15 protein-coding genes are annotated in these 14,800 nt (G+C 66.4%); 5 read left to right on the top strand and 10 right to left on the bottom strand.

From position 1 onward, the window contains the following. Positions 1–6: 6 nt before the first annotated feature. Positions 7–921: a prenyltransferase gene (locus tag ABD791_RS13650; protein ID WP_345067677.1), complete on the top strand. Its 915-nt coding sequence runs from the start codon at positions 7–9 to the stop codon at positions 919–921. A gap of 1 nt (position 922) precedes the next feature. On the opposite strand, the gene menD is transcribed toward ABD791_RS13650, so the two are convergent. After that, positions 923–2,689, bottom strand: a complete 1,767-nt coding sequence (gene menD, locus ABD791_RS13645) for a 2-succinyl-5-enolpyruvyl-6-hydroxy-3-cyclohexene-1-carboxylic-acid synthase (protein WP_345067878.1) — start codon at positions 2,687–2,689, stop codon at positions 923–925. Between the two features lie 15 nt (positions 2,690–2,704). Then, on the bottom strand, positions 2,705–3,223 hold the full coding sequence (locus ABD791_RS13640; protein WP_345067675.1) for a PLDc N-terminal domain-containing protein: 519 nt from the start codon (positions 3,221–3,223) through the stop codon (positions 2,705–2,707). Positions 3,224–3,295: 72 nt separating this feature from the next. Between ABD791_RS13640 and ABD791_RS13635 the strand changes: the two genes are divergently transcribed. Further along, the gene (locus tag ABD791_RS13635) at positions 3,296–3,697 is read left to right on the top strand and encodes a DUF4229 domain-containing protein (protein WP_345067672.1); all 402 of its coding nucleotides are present in this window, start codon (positions 3,296–3,298) and stop codon (positions 3,695–3,697) included. Here ABD791_RS13635 and ABD791_RS13630 read toward each other — a convergent pair. The 3 genes from ABD791_RS13630 to ABD791_RS13620 form a co-directional block, all read right to left on the bottom strand. Next, a complete protein-coding gene (locus ABD791_RS13630; RefSeq protein ID WP_345067669.1) occupies positions 3,671–4,675 on the bottom strand; it encodes a 1,4-dihydroxy-2-naphthoate polyprenyltransferase in 1,005 nt (334 codons plus the stop codon). The genes ABD791_RS13635 and ABD791_RS13630 overlap by 27 nt on opposite strands. Positions 4,676–4,861: 186 nt before the next feature. Continuing rightward, positions 4,862–6,157: an AMP-binding protein gene (locus ABD791_RS13625; protein WP_345067666.1), complete on the bottom strand. Its 1,296-nt coding sequence runs from the start codon at positions 6,155–6,157 to the stop codon at positions 4,862–4,864. A gap of 57 nt (positions 6,158–6,214) precedes the next feature. Beyond that, a complete protein-coding gene (locus ABD791_RS13620) occupies positions 6,215–7,126 on the bottom strand; it encodes a 1,4-dihydroxy-2-naphthoyl-CoA synthase (RefSeq protein WP_345067663.1) in 912 nt (303 codons plus the stop codon). A 310-nt stretch (positions 7,127–7,436) separates the two neighbouring features. Between ABD791_RS13620 and ABD791_RS13615 the strand changes: the two genes are divergently transcribed. The 3 genes from ABD791_RS13615 to ABD791_RS13605 all read left to right on the top strand — a co-directional run bounded on the left by ABD791_RS13615 (position 7,437) and on the right by ABD791_RS13605 (position 9,928). After that, the gene (locus ABD791_RS13615) at positions 7,437–8,501 is read left to right on the top strand and encodes a sigma-70 family RNA polymerase sigma factor (protein WP_345067660.1); all 1,065 of its coding nucleotides are present in this window, start codon (positions 7,437–7,439) and stop codon (positions 8,499–8,501) included. Positions 8,502–8,572: 71 nt separating this feature from the next. After that, positions 8,573–8,893 carry a DUF7882 family protein gene (locus ABD791_RS13610; protein ID WP_345067657.1) on the top strand — a complete coding sequence of 107 codons (321 nt, stop codon included), beginning with the start codon at positions 8,573–8,575 and terminating at the stop codon, positions 8,891–8,893. 54 nt (positions 8,894–8,947) lie between these two features. After that, the gene (locus tag ABD791_RS13605) at positions 8,948–9,928 is read left to right on the top strand and encodes an o-succinylbenzoate synthase (RefSeq protein WP_345067654.1); all 981 of its coding nucleotides are present in this window, start codon (positions 8,948–8,950) and stop codon (positions 9,926–9,928) included. 151 nt (positions 9,929–10,079) lie between these two features. Here the strand turns inward: ABD791_RS13605 and ccsB are convergent, their stop codons facing one another. Genes ccsB through ABD791_RS13580 form a run of 5 tightly spaced genes read right to left on the bottom strand, consistent with a single transcriptional unit; the run spans position 10,080 to position 14,782 of the window. After that, positions 10,080–11,039, bottom strand: a complete 960-nt coding sequence (gene ccsB, locus ABD791_RS13600) for a c-type cytochrome biogenesis protein CcsB (protein WP_345067876.1) — start codon at positions 11,037–11,039, stop codon at positions 10,080–10,082. Between the two features lie 51 nt (positions 11,040–11,090). After that, a complete protein-coding gene (gene resB, locus ABD791_RS13595; RefSeq protein WP_345067650.1) occupies positions 11,091–12,764 on the bottom strand; it encodes a cytochrome c biogenesis protein ResB in 1,674 nt (557 codons plus the stop codon). Beyond that, entirely contained in the window at positions 12,748–13,515 is a 768-nt protein-coding gene (locus ABD791_RS13590; RefSeq protein WP_425562256.1) for a cytochrome c biogenesis CcdA family protein, read from the bottom strand. The genes resB and ABD791_RS13590 overlap by 17 nt, the downstream gene beginning before the upstream one ends. After that, the gene (locus ABD791_RS13585) at positions 13,512–14,141 is read right to left on the bottom strand and encodes a TlpA family protein disulfide reductase (RefSeq protein WP_345067644.1); all 630 of its coding nucleotides are present in this window, start codon (positions 14,139–14,141) and stop codon (positions 13,512–13,514) included. Before ABD791_RS13585 ends, ABD791_RS13590 begins: the two co-directional genes overlap by 4 nt. Continuing rightward, on the bottom strand, positions 14,138–14,782 hold the full coding sequence (locus ABD791_RS13580) for a histidine phosphatase family protein (RefSeq protein ID WP_345067640.1): 645 nt from the start codon (positions 14,780–14,782) through the stop codon (positions 14,138–14,140). The genes ABD791_RS13585 and ABD791_RS13580 overlap by 4 nt, the downstream gene beginning before the upstream one ends. Positions 14,783–14,800 lie beyond the last annotated feature (18 nt).

The raw sequence follows: 14,800 nt of genomic DNA, 5'->3' as shown, positions 1-14,800 counted from the left end.
GCAGCGATGACCGAGGTGCAGCGGGGCCGCCTGGGCTCGGCCGGATGGCTGACCAGGCAGGTGCTGTTGTCGTCACGTCCGCTGAGCTGGATCAACACCGCTTTTCCGTTCGCCGCCGCGTACCTCGTGACGTCGGGGCGGATCGACGCCCTGCTCATCGTGGGAACCGTCTTCTTTCTGATCCCCTACAACCTGCTGATGTACGGCATCAACGATGTCTTCGACTACGAGTCTGACCTGCGCAACCCTCGCAAGGGCGGCGCGGAAGGCGCACTGCTCGACCCGCGCCTGCACCGCCTCGTTCTGCGCTCCGGCGTGATCAGCGCCGCCCCGTTTCTCGTGGCGATGGTGGTACTGGCCGGCTGGCAGCATCCGTTCGCCTGGTTGGTGCTCGCGGTGAGCCTCTTCGCCGTCGTCGCCTACTCGGTTCCTGGCTTGCGGTTCAAAGAGGTGCCGTTTCTGGACTCGATCACGTCGAGCACGCACTTCGTGAGCCCGGCCGTGTTCGGGCTGGCGGTGGTCGGGGCCACGGTCACCCCGTCGCTCGTCGCGCTGTTGGTGGCCTTCTTCTTCTGGGGAATGGCCAGCCACGCGTTCGGGGCGGTGCAGGATGTCTGCCCCGATCGGGAGGCCGGAATCGGCTCGATCGCAACGGTGCTCGGGGCAGCGCGCACCGTGAGATTCGCGATGGCGCTCTGGGCGCTGGCCGGCCTGCTGATGCTGCTCACTGCCTGGCCAGGACCGCTCGCGGCGGTGCTCGCGGTGCCGTACATCGTGACGGCGTTTCCGTGGCGCCGGGTGAGCGATGAGCGCTCAGCCGAGGCGAACAGGGGCTGGAAGCGATTTCTCTGGCTCAACTATGTCAGCGGCTTCGTGGTGACTCTGTTGTTGATCGCCACGGCCTGGCAAGGATCAGTGTGACCTACCGGGCGAGCGGCACTTCGAGGATGCTCGGCCCGGCCGGCGGCGTCGTCAGCTCGCGTTCCAGGTCGCTGCGGGTCGCCGCCCGACTGTAACTCCAGCCGTAGGCCGCGGCGAGAGACGAGAGATCGACCTGCTGCGGGGTGAACAGCACCCGGTCGATGCTCGTCGGGTGGGCACTCTGGGCGACCTCGAGGCCGTCGAAAATCGTTCCGCCGCCGTCGTTGCCGACCACGATCTGCATGCGCGGCCGCAGCTCGCCCGGGGCGAGCAGCAGCGAACCGACGTCGTGCAGAAAAGCGAGGTCGCCGAGCAGCAGCCGAGTCGTTCCGCTTGAGCGAGGTTCGGGCCCGGCCTGGCTGGCCAGGGCAATGCCGACGGCGGTGGAGATGGTGCCGTCGATTCCGGCCAGCCCGCGGTTGGCGTGCACAAAGATTTTCTTGCCCAGAACCCGCTTGTCGGCTTCACGAATTAGGCGGGAGGCGCCGAGAACGAGCCGGTCGTGCGGCCAGGATGCCCGCCAGATTGCGTCGGCCAGCATGGCCCGGGTGACGGGGGCGCGCATCGCCGCAAGCTCGGCCTTGGTGATGCCGCGTTCGCCGATCGGGGTGACATCCTGCTCGGCCTCGGCGACCAGCACGTGCCTACTCGTCATCACCCAGCGTCCGAGCCACTCGCGGGCCGGTCGGGTTGCGGCATCCGCCACGGATGCCTCGTCGGCGACGACGGAACGCGCGCGTCGCGAGACGCGGTGACCGGGGTTGTACCACTCGTCTCCGGTGGCCGCCACGACGATGGTTTCGACGCCGTCGCGCTGAATCAGCGTCGGAATCTCACGGCTGAGGGTGGGATGCCCGAAGACGATGGCGCGCTCGACCTGTCCGCCGAAATCGGCGCTTTGCAACAGCTCGCGGTAGGCGACGATGAGGTTCGGGCCGAACCGGGCGCCGCTCGACACCTCGGCCAGCAACGGCCAGCCGCCCGAGCGCGCGAACCGTTCGGCTTGCTCGCCCGCGCCATGCCCGGCGATCACGATCGTGCGGAGACCAGGAGCGATCTGCAGAGGCGGCTCGGAGGCCAGATCGGTCAGCACGTCGGTCAGCACGTCAGCGAGCACATCGGCCAGCGGGTCAGTCGCCGGGGCGACCGATGCGGCATCCGCTCCCTCGTCTGTCCCGGCCTCCTCAAGCGTGAACGCCGACGACAGCGGTTCCCGAAAGGCGAGGTTGAGCTGCACCGGACCAGGGCCGGCGCTCTGCACGCCCGTCGCGGCATCCCTCGCCCTCCGCACCAACGCAGCGGCATCGGCAGCACGCACTGGGTCACTCGTGCCCGCCTCTGGCGCCGCGACGTCTTCAGCCAGCCGCGTCGCCACACCGAAGATGCCCGGCTGATGCGTTGTCTGGTTCGAGCGGATGCCGCGGAGCTCAGCTGGTCGATCGGCCGTCAGCAGAATGAGCGGCACCCCGGAATGGTGTGCCTCCAGCACGGCGGGATGCAGATTCGCCACCGCGGTGCCCGACGTCGTGACCACGAGCACGGGACGACTGCTCTCCACCGCGAGGCCCAGCGCGAGAAAACCGGCGCCGCGCTCGTCGATGCGCACGTGCAGCCGGATGCGCCCGACCCGTTCGAATTCGGCGGCGGCGAGGGCCAGCGCCTGCGACCGGGAACCGGGGCTGAGCACGACATCCCGCACGCCGCTGCGCACGAACTCGGCGAGCAGAGCGACGCTGAAGGTCGTAGCCGGGCTCGCACCCGGCGTCATGTGCACCACAGGCGGTTAGGCTTCGCGGCGGCCCGGCTGTTCGCCGTCGCCCGGGTCGGTGGTCTTCGGGGGGTTTCCTGAGGTACCGGTCGCACCGGTGGCACCTGAGCCCGCGGATCCGTTCGGTCCGCCCGAACCGGCCCCGCCCTTCGGTGTGCCACCCTTCGGTGCGCCGCCCTTCGCCGTGCCGCCATCCGTCGAGTCTGGCTTGTCGAGATCGGCAAGCTCCTGCTCCATCTGACGGATGCGCTGCTCCTGGGTCGCCTGCGCGGCAAGCCCTCTCAAGAAGTCGGGGTCGTCATCCGGTGCCATCGAACGCGTGGTGCGACCTCCGCCTGCGGCCTGACGACGACGGCCGCGGCCGACGATGAGCCAGAGCAGCGGACCGATCACCGGGATGAAGAGGATGACGAAGATCCACACCCAGCGGGGCAAACCGCGCACACGGGAGCGATCGAACATGGCGCAATCCACAACCGTGTAGACGGTCAGGATCACGACCATCAAACCGAGGAGAAACCAGACGCGAGCCATACCCTGAGTCTAGGCCGGGTCGGGTGTGAGCGCGGTGTCTGTCTGCACAGCTGGGCAACCTAAGCTGGATGCATGAAGGCTGTTCCCGTTTGGGTGTACTACTCCGTGCTGCGTGTGTTGATGTTTGCCGTTCCGCTGGCCATTTTGCTGGCCCTGCAGATTGAATGGTGGATTTCGGCCCTGGTCGCCGCACTCATCGGCTTCTGCCTGTCGTACATCCTGTTGAGCAAGCCGCGCGCGAGCATTTCCAGCGACCTCTACGAGGCTCGCCACCGCGACAAGGCTCCGATCGCTGCGGATGACGCCTCAGAAGACGCGGCCGTCGACCGCGCGTCGGCTGCGGTTGAGACGACGGCTGCGAAGGCTGCCGAGCAGTCGACTCAGAGTGAGCAGAACGTGCCGTCGACTTCTGCAGAGCAGCCGGCCCCGTCAGAGCAGCCAGCTCCGTCAGAGCGCGAAAGCCGCTCCGAGTAGCAACCCGTAGCCGAGGCCGGTGAAGCTGGTCAGCTTGAGGGCCAGGATGAGCTCCTGCGGAGTCTTCGCCGTCACGGTGATCAGACAGGCCGGCAGCGCCAGCAGCAGGCAGAAGAACGTGAAGAACGCGAGCGGGTAGAAGAGCGAGAAGAACGCGACGCCCACGAACGGCAACAGCAGCAGCACGCAGAAGACGACGCGCGAGGCCCGGTCTCCGATCAGTACCGACAGCGTGCGCTTGCCGGCCGCCTTGTCGGGTGCGAGGTCGCGCAGATTGTTCACCATCAACACGGCGCAGGCGATCAGGCCGATGCCGACACCGCCGATCACGCTTTCAACGTTGATGGTGCCGGCCTGCACGAGCGTCGTTCCGAGCGTGGCGACGGGGCCGAAGAAGATGAAGACGAACAGTTCTCCCAGACCGAAGTAGCCATACGGCTTCTTTCCGCCGGTGTAGAACCAGGCGGCCACGATCGCGACTGCGCCGACGGCGAGCAGCCACCACAGCTGGCTGAGGATGACGAGAATCAAGCCGGCGATCGCCGCCAGCCCGAAGAAGGCCAGGGCCACTTTCAAGACAGTCTTCGGCTGCGCAGCCCCCGAACCGGTCAGCCGGGCCGGACCGATACGGAATGCGTCGGTACCGCGGATGCCGTCGGAATAGTCGTTCGCGTAGTTGACGCCGATCTGCATGAACAGGGCGACGAGCAGCGCGAGCACCGCGCGCACCGGGTGATAGACACCGGGATCGCTGGCCACGATGGCCGCGCCGGTTCCGATGGCGACGGGCGCGATCGCGAGGGGCAGGGTGCGAAGGCGCGCGCCGCTGACCCAGTCGCCGAAGCTCGCCGGGGCGACTTTGGCGGGGTTTCCGCTGTGAGTGCCGTTGCGGCGGCCCGGATGCCCCGACCGTCCGTTTCGTTTCGCGGAGTTCGGGTGCTGGGTGTGAGGCCGTGCCGGCCCGGATCGATGTGCCACGCACTCATGTTAGTGGCCCGACCTCTGCCGAACCGTCTGCCAGGCCCGGCCCGGGCTTCTCGACGGTGCCGCGCGCATCGGCTTCGCCCGAGGGCGACGCCAGGGCGCACGCGAGTTGTCAGAGATGGCCCCATGAATCGCGTTCAAGGGGCCATCTCTGACAACTCGCGGCCCACCCGACCCCGGTCACGCTCGGCGGATGCGCTCGGCGAGCGCCTTTCGATCGGGTTTGCCAGAGGAGAGCAGCGGAATCTGTGGCACGGTGAACAGCTGCGCCGGACGCGCCGCCTTGCCGAGCTGCTCCCCGACGAGTTCACGGATGCGCTCCAGCGGCACCGCAGACTCCCCCGGTCGTGCGGCAGTTGCGTTCTCCGCTCGCGCCGGGCCATCGACCGGTGCAGCGTCGGCTGACGGCGCGGCATCCTCGACGGCTGACGTCACGGCATCCCCGCTGACCGACATCGCACTGACCGATGTCACGACGACGGGCACCTGCCCCCACTCGGCATCGTCGGCGCTCAGCACGACGGCATCCCCGAGTCCGGGAAGCGTGCGCACCAGGCGTTCGACCGCATCGAGCGACACTTTCTCGCCGCCAGAGATGATCACGTTGTCGGCCCGGCCGAGCACCCGCACGAGTCCGGCCTCGGCGTCGACCTCACCCAGATCGCCGGTGCGATACCAGCGCACACCGTGCTCGTCGACGAAGCGCTCGTGGGTGCGAACATCGTCGTCCAGGTAGCCGAGCGCGAGCACCGCCCCGCTGATCTCCAGCTCGCCGCACCTGACCCGCACCGTGGTGTTGCCGATCGGATGCCCGTTGTACACGCATCCGCCCGCCGTCTCCGACGATCCGTAGGTGCGCACCAGACGCAGGTCGAAGTAGTCAGCGAGCTCGATGAGTTCAGGGCGGATCGCCTGACCGCCGACCAGGATGCCGGTAAACCGGCGCAGCACGGTGAGAATGCGGTGGTTCGTGCGCGCGGCATCGAGCAGCCGGGCGAACTGCACCGGAACGAGCGAGGTGAACCGCAGGGGCGCGGTCAGTTGTTCGGCGAAGTCGGTGAAAACCTCGGGGTCGAAGTGCCCCGTCGGCAGAATGATCGGGGTCGTACCGGCGGCGATCGACCGCACGAGCACCTGCACTCCCGCCACGTAGTGCGCGGGAACGGCGAGCAGCCACTGCCCGTCGCCGCCGAGCGCAACGCTCGTCGCTGCGGCACTGGCCAGCAGGGCATCGGTCGTGAGCATCACCCGTTTGGGCGCCGCCGTCGACCCCGACGTCTCGATCACGACGGCAACGGCGCGAGGCACGACGCCGAGATCGCCCGCGTCGCTCAGCGGAGCGGCAGCGTCGCTCAGCGCTTCAGCGCCAGCGGCCAGGGGCAACACCGCGGGCCCAGTGCCGGACAGAGCAGCCTGCAGTGCCGCGAGCACATCAATCGGCGACTCCGCCGACACCGCGACGAGCGAACGGGTCATTCTGCGACCACCCTCACGTCTGCGTGATCCCGAAAGAGAAAATGCATCAGCGGCGCCTCAGTACTGCCAGGGGTATGGCGCCCAGTCCGGGTCGCGCTTCTCGAGAAAGGCATCGCGGCCCTCAACGGCCTCATCGGTGCCGTAGGCGAGGCGGGTCGCCTCCCCGGCGAACACCTGCTGGCCGACCATTCCATCGTCGACGGCGTTGAACGCGAATTTGAGCATGCGGATGGCGGTGGGCGACTTGGTCAGAATCTCGCGGGCCCAGTCCAGCGCGGTCGCCTCGAGCTCGGCGTGCGGCACGACGGCGTTGACAGCCCCCATCTCGTAGGCCCGCTGGGCGGAATACTCGCGGGCGAGAAAGAAGATCTCACGGGCAAACTTCTGCCCGATCTGGCGAGCGAAGTAGGCGCTGCCGTAGCCGGCGTCGAAGGAGCCGACGTCGGCATCCGTCTGCTTGAATTTGCCGTGCTCGGCACTGGCGATGCTGAGGTCGCAGACCACGTGCAGGGAGTGCCCGCCGCCGGCAGCCCAACCGGGGATGACCGCCATGACGACCTTCGGCATGAAACGGATGAGGCGCTGCACTTCAAGAATGTGCAGACGCCCGCCGCGACCGGCGTCGATGCCCGTTGCCTCTGCACCTTCGGCATACTTGTAGCCGTCGCGGCCGCGGATGCGCTGATCGCCCCCCGAGCAGAATGCCCAGCCGCCGTCTTTCGGGCTCGGACCGTTTCCGGTCAGCAGCACCACCCCGATACGTGGGTTGGTGCGGGCGTTCTCCAATGCGGCATACAACTCGTCAACGGTGTGCGGGCGAAAGGCGTTGCGCACCTCCGGACGGTTGAACGCCACGCGGGCAATGCGTCCGGATAGGTCATGGTGGTACGTCACATCGGTGAGATTTTCAAACCCCGCGACGTCGTTCCATTGCTGTGGATCAAAGATGTCAGAAACCCGCTCAGTCATGCCTCAAGCCTACGCGGGCACAGCGGGAGCCCCGATGTTCGCGGCGTGGCAGGCGAACAGCAATCCGGCGTCGAACGGTCTCGGAGGCGCGAATGCAGCACCACCCGAATGGGGGCCAAGTCAACCCCCTTGTCGGGCAAATCCGTCGCGGCTGTACTTGAATCTCCGGTTCATTTGGGGAGGTAGCCGTGCACCACATCATTCTGGCGGGACACCATTCCGCACGTCAGAAGGCGCTCACGACGAGCGTGCCCACGAGAAGAACGTTCGGGAACGACACGGGGAAATCCCCCAGCAAAGAGGTGCACCGATGAACACGCTCACGCACACGCCGACCCAAACGTTGCCATCCGCGGCAACCGCAACGGCCGTGAAACAGTCCGCGCCGCCGCGAAAGTCGGCGTCGGCGACAGAGCCACCTCCAGCCGCACCCCGGCAGGCATCCAACACTCCCTCCGGACCCCACTACACGCGAGCCTCGACCGATGCGTTCGGCGACTACCTGCGCCGCATCGGCAAAGGGCACCTGCTGACCGCCGAAGAAGAGGTCGAACTTGCCCGACGCATCGAGGTCGGCTTGTTTGCGGCCGAACGGCTGACGAAAGCGCCCGGCGTGATCGCACCGGAGCAGGCACGTGAACTGGCTTGGCTCGCCCATGACGGCGAGCGGGCCAAGAACGATTTCATCGAGTCGAATCTGCGGCTCGTCGTGAGCATCGCCAAGCACTACTCGGGTCGAGGCGTGCCCATCATGGACCTCGTGCAAGACGGCAACATCGGCCTCGTGCGGGCGGTGGAGAAATACGACTTCATGACGGGGTTCAAGTTCTCGACATACGCCACCTGGTGGATTCGTCAAGCCATTCATCGTGGCATGGCCGACAAGTCGCGCATGATCCGCATCCCGGTGCACACGGCCGAGAAGCTCAACAAGATCAAACGCATCCGTCGCGACCTCACCAGTGCGCTCGACCGCGAGCCGACCGAGAAGGAGATCGCAGAGGCCGCGCAGATTCCACCCCGCGAGGTGGCCAGGCTGCTGCTCTATGACAACGAACCCATCTCGCTGCATGCCCCGGTCGGCGATGGAGTCGGCGACATCGCCGAGCTGATCATCGACGACGATCTACCGCAGCCCGATGAGTACGCGACGATCACGCTGCGTGCAGCAGACATCGCGTTCTACCTCGAGGCGCTCCCCGCTCGGGAACGATCCATCCTGCGGGCCCGGTTCGGTCTCGACGGTGACGAACCCCACACCCTCGACCAGATTGCGCTCGTCGAAGGCGTCACCCGGGAGCGCGTGCGCCAGATCGAGAAACGGGCACTGGCACTTCTGCACGTTCCCCGGCTCGAGCGCTATCTGAGGGATTAACAAGTTTTTGCTCGCATTGAGCCTTCGATTCGGCGTAGGGTCTCAGCTACCCGTATCGATGGAGTGTCTCAATGGGAAAACTCACCTATGATTCCACGCTCACTGCCGACTTTGACGACCGCGTGCTTGCCCATATCCAGGTCGTCATCGGCGCAAAACTACGCCGGGGGGAGTCGTTCTACTTCAGCTGGCGCGACGAACCCCAGTCCGGAGAGGGACGCAGCACGGTCTGGCTGCATCCGGCCATCCCTCTCGCCTTCAAATACTTCGGCGGTCGCGCACCTTCGCTCAACCGCATCTGGATTGAGGCGCTGATGGTGACGGCGAACTCGTCGGGCGGCTTGCAGATCGTGCCGGAGCCGCCGAACCACAACGGCGACACCAAGGCCTGAGCCGCCGCAGATATTGCTTCTGTGCCCCGGTCGGTCGAGTGCCAGACTGGACGCATGCTGCCAGATCTGAACGACCTCCTGGGAACGGCGCGTGTCGTCTCGCTGCCATTGGTGACCCGTTTTCGTGGCATTGACACTCGCGAGGCCTTGCTCCTTGAGGGGCCACAGGGCTGGACCGAGTTCTCCCCTTTCGTCGAATACGACGACGCCGAGTCGGCCGCCTGGCTCTGGGCGGCGATCGAGTTCGGCTGGCAGCAGACTCCAGATGTTGTGCGCGAGCGCATTCCCGTCAACGCCACCGTGCCCGCCGTCGAACCGGCCGCCGTCGTCGCCGTGCTCGCCCGCTTTCCGGGGTGCCGCACCGCCAAGGTGAAAGTCGCGAGCCTCGGACAGACGCTGGCGGATGACGTCGCCCGGGTGCGCGAGGTGCGCTCGGTGCTCGGCCCAGAGGGGCGCATCCGCATCGATGCCAACGGGCTGTGGAATCTTGACGAGGCTGAGCACGCCATCCATGCGCTGGCCGAGTTCGACCTGGAGTATGTTGAGCAGCCCTGCGCAAGTATCGACGAGCTGGCCGAGATTCGCCGGCGCACGCACTACCTGACCGTTCCGATCGCCGCCGACGAGAGTGTGCGCCGCAGCGACGACCCACTCGCGGTGGCGCGGGCCGGTGCCGCCGACATCCTCGTGCTCAAGGCTCAGCCGCAGGGCGGCATCCGGGCCGCGCTGTCGGTGAGCCGGCAGACCGGGCTTCCCGTTGTGGTGTCGAGCGCGCTCGACACATCGGTCGGCATCGCGATGGGCGCCTACCTGGCCGCCGCGCTTCCCGAACTCGAGTTCGATTGCGGGCTCGGCACAGCCTCACTTCTGGCGGCCGACGTCACGACCGAGCCGCTGCTGCCGGTCGACGGTAGCATTCCGGTGCGTCGCGTGGTGCCGGATGCCGCGTTGCTGGACCAGCACGCGGCATCCGCTGAGCGTCGCGACTGGTGGCTCGAACGCCTGGCTCGCGTCTACGAGGTTGTCGCCGACTGACCGCTTCGGTGGTCGAGGAGGCCGCCCGCGGCCGTCTCGAGACCCCGTGAGCCGACGTTCGAACGCAACCAACGTCAAGAAATCGGCTCGCCAGGTCTCGAGATGCGCGCTCCTGCGTCGCGTGCTCCTCGACCAACGAGATGGAGGCTGCCTACAGCCCCGAGTACGCGTGCAGACCCTTGAAGAACACGTTCACGATACCGAAGTTAAACATCACGGCCGAGAAACCGATGATGGCCAGCCACGCTGACCGCGAGCCGCGCCAGCCGCGCGTCGCCCGCGCGTGGATGTAACCGGCATAGATGACCCAGATGATGAAGGTCCAGACTTCCTTGGTGTCCCAACCCCAGTAACGGCCCCAGGCTGCTTCGGCCCAGACCGAACCGGCCATCAGGGTGAACGTCCAGAGGATGAAGCCGACGATGTTCGTACGGTAGGAGAGGTTTTCCAGCGTCGTGGCCGACGGCAGTGTCGACAGGAACTTCAGGTGGGTCGGCTTGGACTCCGCTGCGTGGCTCTCGCGGCGGAACTGCAAGAGTTGCACCACCGAGAGAGCGAAACCGAGCGCGAAGAATCCGGTGCCGAGCGTGGCGACGAAGACGTGGATGACGAGCCAGGCCGACTGGAGTGCCGGCGGCAGGGGCGCAATCTCCACGTAGTAGTTCAAGCTGGCGATGCCGAGAAGAACCAGCACCAGACCGGTGACGAAGGTGCCGAGAAAGCGCAGGTCGACGCGGGTCAGCACGATCAGGAAGACCGCCATGATGATGAGCGTGCCCGTCATCGCGAACTCGTACATGTTCGCCCACGGCACCCGCTCGGCCGCGATGCCACGCATGATCGTGGCGGCCAGCTGCAGCAGCCAGGCCAGCACCGTGAGCGAGACACCGATACGAAGGCTCTTCGACCGGCCGTATGGCGTCGCCGCGTCGTTGTCCATCCGCGCGCTCAGCCGGGTGAGAGTGGCAGTGCCACCCGCCGCAGTGGCCTGCGCCTCGGCAGCGCCGGCTTCAGCCGGCACCGCTGCCGCAGCCTCAGCCGCACCCACCGCCGACGAACGCCGGGCGAGGTCAATCGCAAAGGCGATAAATGCCATGGCATACACGGCCATGGCCGAGTAGAGGCTGAGAACGGAGAGATCGTTGAGATTCACGAAGTAAGCCTAAGTCTGATCGGGGGCGGTGGCGAGCGGAGTCGTGGCAGAAAGCTGGGCGCTGTGCTTGTCGGCGAGCGAGGCGACGGCCCCGTCGAGGGTCGGATCCTCACCGCGGGCCAGGCCCGCGTACTCGAGGCGCAACGTGCCGTCCTCGTTCGGGATCGCCTTCACCCAGACGCGCCGACGCGGCACGAAGAGCGAGGTCAGCAGCCCGAGCAGAATGAGCACCGCGAAGGTCAGCACCCAACCCTGGGTCGGGTCTCGGTGAATGTCGAACGAGGCGAAACGCAGCACGGAGCCCGAGAAATCGCCGACCTTCGCGTCGGGGCTCTCATTCTCGAGCGTGACCGAGCCGAGCCCGTTCGGCAGCTCCTGCGACTCACCTGGCTTGAGCTCAATCGAGTCGACGCCGGTCTCTCCGCCGGTCAGCTGGGTGAGTGAGGCGGTGTCGAGCGTGTAGACGGATGTCGGCACGCCGGCGTCGAGGCCGAGGTCGCCGGTGTAGACGTTGAGGGTGAGCATCGGGTACTCAAGCCCGGGGAACGACGAGAAGTAGGCGCCGGTCGACGAGGTGTCCTGGGTCGGGTAGAAGAACCCGATCATGCCCAACTGCTTCGCCAGGCCGTCTGGCACCTTGACCACACCGACCGAGGTCAAGTTGGCGTCTTGCGGCAGGAACGGAATCGAGTCGGTGAAGACCACCTTGCCTGCCGGGTCTTTCACCGTGACGGTGGGCGCGTAGCCATTGCCGAGCAGGTAGATGTCCGAGCCGCCGGTGCGCAGCGGGTGGTTGACCTTGACGGAGCCCTGTTCGGGCTCCTGGCCCTTGTGCGTGACCGACACCTTCGCCTCGAAGTCGGTCGGTTGGCCGTAGGCCTGAAGGTTCTGCATTTCGTAGTCGACCGAGAAGTCGTCGAGCTTGAGCTTGAACGGCTCGAGGGTTCCCTCGTCGAAGAAGCGGCCGGGGTTGAACGAGTCGAAGGCGCTGACGGTGTTCACGAAAGACTGACCCTCGACCAACACGCGCTGTCCGGCGAAACCGAAGCCGCTGCCGAACCCGACGGTGAGCAGGATTCCGACGAGAGCCGAGTGAAAGACCAGGTTTCCAGTCTCACGCAGGTACCCACGCTCGGCCGAGACCGAGGCTTCTGATCCGTTGTCGAATCGGGCGACGCGGTAGCCGCTGGATTTCAGGAGCGCCTGGGCCGAGTCGATGGCGGCCGCGGCATCCGTGCCGGTCGGCGCCTCACGGGTGGTGAACCCGGCGAGGCGCGACAGACGCACCGGCGTCTTCGGCGGCTTCGCACGCAACGCCTGCAGGTGGTGCTTGGTGCGCGGGATGACGCAGCCGATCAGCGAGATGAACAGCAGCAGGTAGATGGCGGAGAACCAGGCCGACGAGTACACGTCGAACGCCTGAATCTTGTCGAGCGCCGGTGCGAGGTCCGGGTTGTCGTTGAAGTACTGGGTGACGCCGTTCGGGTCTGAACTGCGCTGCGGAACGAGCGAACCGGGCACGGCGGCGATGGCGAGCAGCAGCAGCAGGAACAGCGCGGTGCGCATGCTCGTCAGTTGACGCCAGAACCAGCGCAGCCAACCGACGAAACCGAGTTTCGGCTGGTTGAGCGGGTCAGCGGCCGAGGCCGGCTTTGAGTCGAAATGGTCAGATGGCCGGGACATAACTGCCAATCACCCCTTGCAGGTCGAGGAGCCAGGCATTCCAGACGCCGCTCACCATGAGCACACCGATGACGATGAGAAAGAGGCCACCGATGAGGTTGACCGCACGTATATGCCGCTTGAGGAATGCGACGGCGCCGGTCATCCAGTTGAGGCCGAGTGCGATCAGTAGAAACGGGATGCCGAGGCCGAGCGCGTAGAACAGGGCAAGCAACCCACCCTGCCACGGCGACCCGGTGGTCAGGCTCAGGGAGTTGATGGCGGTCAGCGTCGGCCCGGTGCATGGCGTCCAGCCCACGGCGAAAACGGCACCGAGCAGCGGTGCTCCGGCCAGACCCATCCGCGGGCGCCAGGTCGATTTCACCGTGCGCTGCGTGAAGCCGAATTGACCGACGAAGACGAGACCCATCAGGATGACGATGATCCCGGCGATGCGGGTGATCAGGTCGCGGTACTGGTTGAGCCAGAATCCGGCGAACCCGAAGACCACACCGGTCAGCACGAAGACGAGAGTGAAACCGAGGATGAAGAGGGCCACGCCGAGCAGCAAACGGTTCTTGCCCGCCCGGTCACCGTCACGGGCGCTCGAGCGCCCGTCGGTGAACCCGCCGATATAGGCGAGATAGCCGGGAACGAGCGGCAGGATGCACGGCGACGCAAACGAGACGAGGCCGGCGAGAAGGGCAACGGGGATCGCCAGGTAGAGCTGTCCGCTGAAGACGATCTCGCCAAAGGGATTGCCCACGCCTATTTTCCTTCTGCGATCGTGTCGCGGATCAGGGTGGAGAGAATCGACGGCGCGGTGATCTGGCCGAGGATACGCGCGGCGACGCGCCCTTCCTTGTCGACAACGAGGGTGGTCGGCACGGCGTTGGGCGGAATCCGGTCGCTGAAGGCAAGCTGCATGCCGCCGTCGTCCACGTCGATCACCGAGGGGTAGGTGATCTTGTAGGTGTCGTTGAAGGCGATCGCGTTGGCGGCCTGGTCGCGCACGTTGACGCCGAGGAAGCTGGCACCCTGGTCGCCGAACTTTTCGTTCAGCTTCTGCAGGTCGGGGGCTTCGGCCCGGCACGGCGCACAGCTGGCGTACCAGAAATTCACGACGACAACCTGGCCGGCGTAGTCGGCGCTCGACACGGTGTCACCGTTCTCATCGACACCTGCGTACTCAATGGCGGCGCCACGGTCGGCTTCGGCGATCTCAGTGACGCTGCCGTCGCCGGCGACGTAACCCTTGTTGCTGCCCTCGCGGTACTGCTCGGCGAGCGGGTCTGAGGTGCAGCCGGTCAGCACCAGGGCGAGAGCGAGCAGCCCGGTGGCGGCACGAGCAACGGTGCCACGCGTGCGGGTGCGGGCGGCGGGGCGCGGCGTGTTCATACCGCTCCCACATCTGTGGCGTTCAGCTGCAGAGGGGCCGCCGGGTTGGCATACCCCGTTTCGACGAAGCGGTCGCCGTGGCGCTCCACGGTGGTGATGCTCGACAGATCGCAGCGGCGCTTGCGCGGGTCGTGGGCGAGCCGTTCACCGGCCAGCGCACGGTGCACCATCCAGATCGGCAGCTGGTGGCTCACCAACACGACGTCGCCGTCGTCAACCGACGCCCAGGCGTCGTCGATGGCCGCGAGCATCCGGTCGGCAACCTGCTGAAACGGCTCGCCCCAGCTCGGCCGGAGCGGGTTGATCAGCAACGGCCAGTTCTTCGGTTTGCGCAAGGCACCGCCAGGGCCGCGCATTTTGGTGCCTTCGAAACTGTTGGTCGGCTCGATGATGCGCTCATCGGTGTCGATCGGCAGGTTGAACGTAGCGGCGAACGGCTGTGCCGATTCCTGGGCGCGCAGCAGGGGGGAAGCGATGAGGCGGCTGACCTGGCGACCGCGTTTCTGCAGGTCGAGAGCGGCGGCTTCGGCCATTTTCATGCCGAGATCGGAGAGTCGGTAGTTCGGCAAGCGTCCATAAAGAACACGTTCGGGATTGAACACCTCTCCGTGACGGACAAGGTGCACCTGGCTAGCTACCACGGCATCCAGTCTACGTAG

The organism is Glaciibacter kafniensis (assembly GCF_039538945.1).
Taxonomy (GTDB): Bacteria; Actinomycetota; Actinomycetes; order Actinomycetales; family Microbacteriaceae; genus Cryobacterium; species Cryobacterium kafniensis.
Note: the sequence above shows the minus strand (reverse complement) of the source record. Positions and strands in the feature narration are given on the sequence as shown.

Excerpts from the sequence above, each read along its gene's own strand:
- ccsB (WP_345067876.1), bottom strand. The coding sequence starts at position 11,039 with ATGGCCGTGTATGCCATGGCATTTATCGCCTTTGCGATTGACCTCGCC.
- ABD791_RS13605 (WP_345067654.1), top strand. The coding sequence starts at position 8,948 with ATGCTGCCAGATCTGAACGACCTCCTGGGAACGGCGCGTGTCGTCTCG.
- ABD791_RS13610 (WP_345067657.1), top strand. The coding sequence starts at position 8,573 with ATGGGAAAACTCACCTATGATTCCACGCTCACTGCCGACTTTGACGAC.
- menD (WP_345067878.1), bottom strand. The coding sequence starts at position 2,689 with ATGACGCCGGGTGCGAGCCCGGCTACGACCTTCAGCGTCGCTCTGCTC.
- resB (WP_345067650.1), bottom strand. The coding sequence starts at position 12,764 with ATGTCCCGGCCATCTGACCATTTCGACTCAAAGCCGGCCTCGGCCGCT.
- ABD791_RS13635 (WP_345067672.1), top strand. The coding sequence starts at position 3,296 with ATGAAGGCTGTTCCCGTTTGGGTGTACTACTCCGTGCTGCGTGTGTTG.
- ABD791_RS13640 (WP_345067675.1), bottom strand. The coding sequence starts at position 3,223 with ATGGCTCGCGTCTGGTTTCTCCTCGGTTTGATGGTCGTGATCCTGACC.
- ABD791_RS13620 (WP_345067663.1), bottom strand. The coding sequence starts at position 7,126 with ATGACTGAGCGGGTTTCTGACATCTTTGATCCACAGCAATGGAACGAC.
- ABD791_RS13650 (WP_345067677.1), top strand. The coding sequence starts at position 7 with ATGACCGAGGTGCAGCGGGGCCGCCTGGGCTCGGCCGGATGGCTGACC.
- ABD791_RS13625 (WP_345067666.1), bottom strand. The coding sequence starts at position 6,157 with ATGACCCGTTCGCTCGTCGCGGTGTCGGCGGAGTCGCCGATTGATGTG.
- ABD791_RS13585 (WP_345067644.1), bottom strand. The coding sequence starts at position 14,141 with ATGAACACGCCGCGCCCCGCCGCCCGCACCCGCACGCGTGGCACCGTT.
- ABD791_RS13615 (WP_345067660.1), top strand. The coding sequence starts at position 7,437 with ATGAACACGCTCACGCACACGCCGACCCAAACGTTGCCATCCGCGGCA.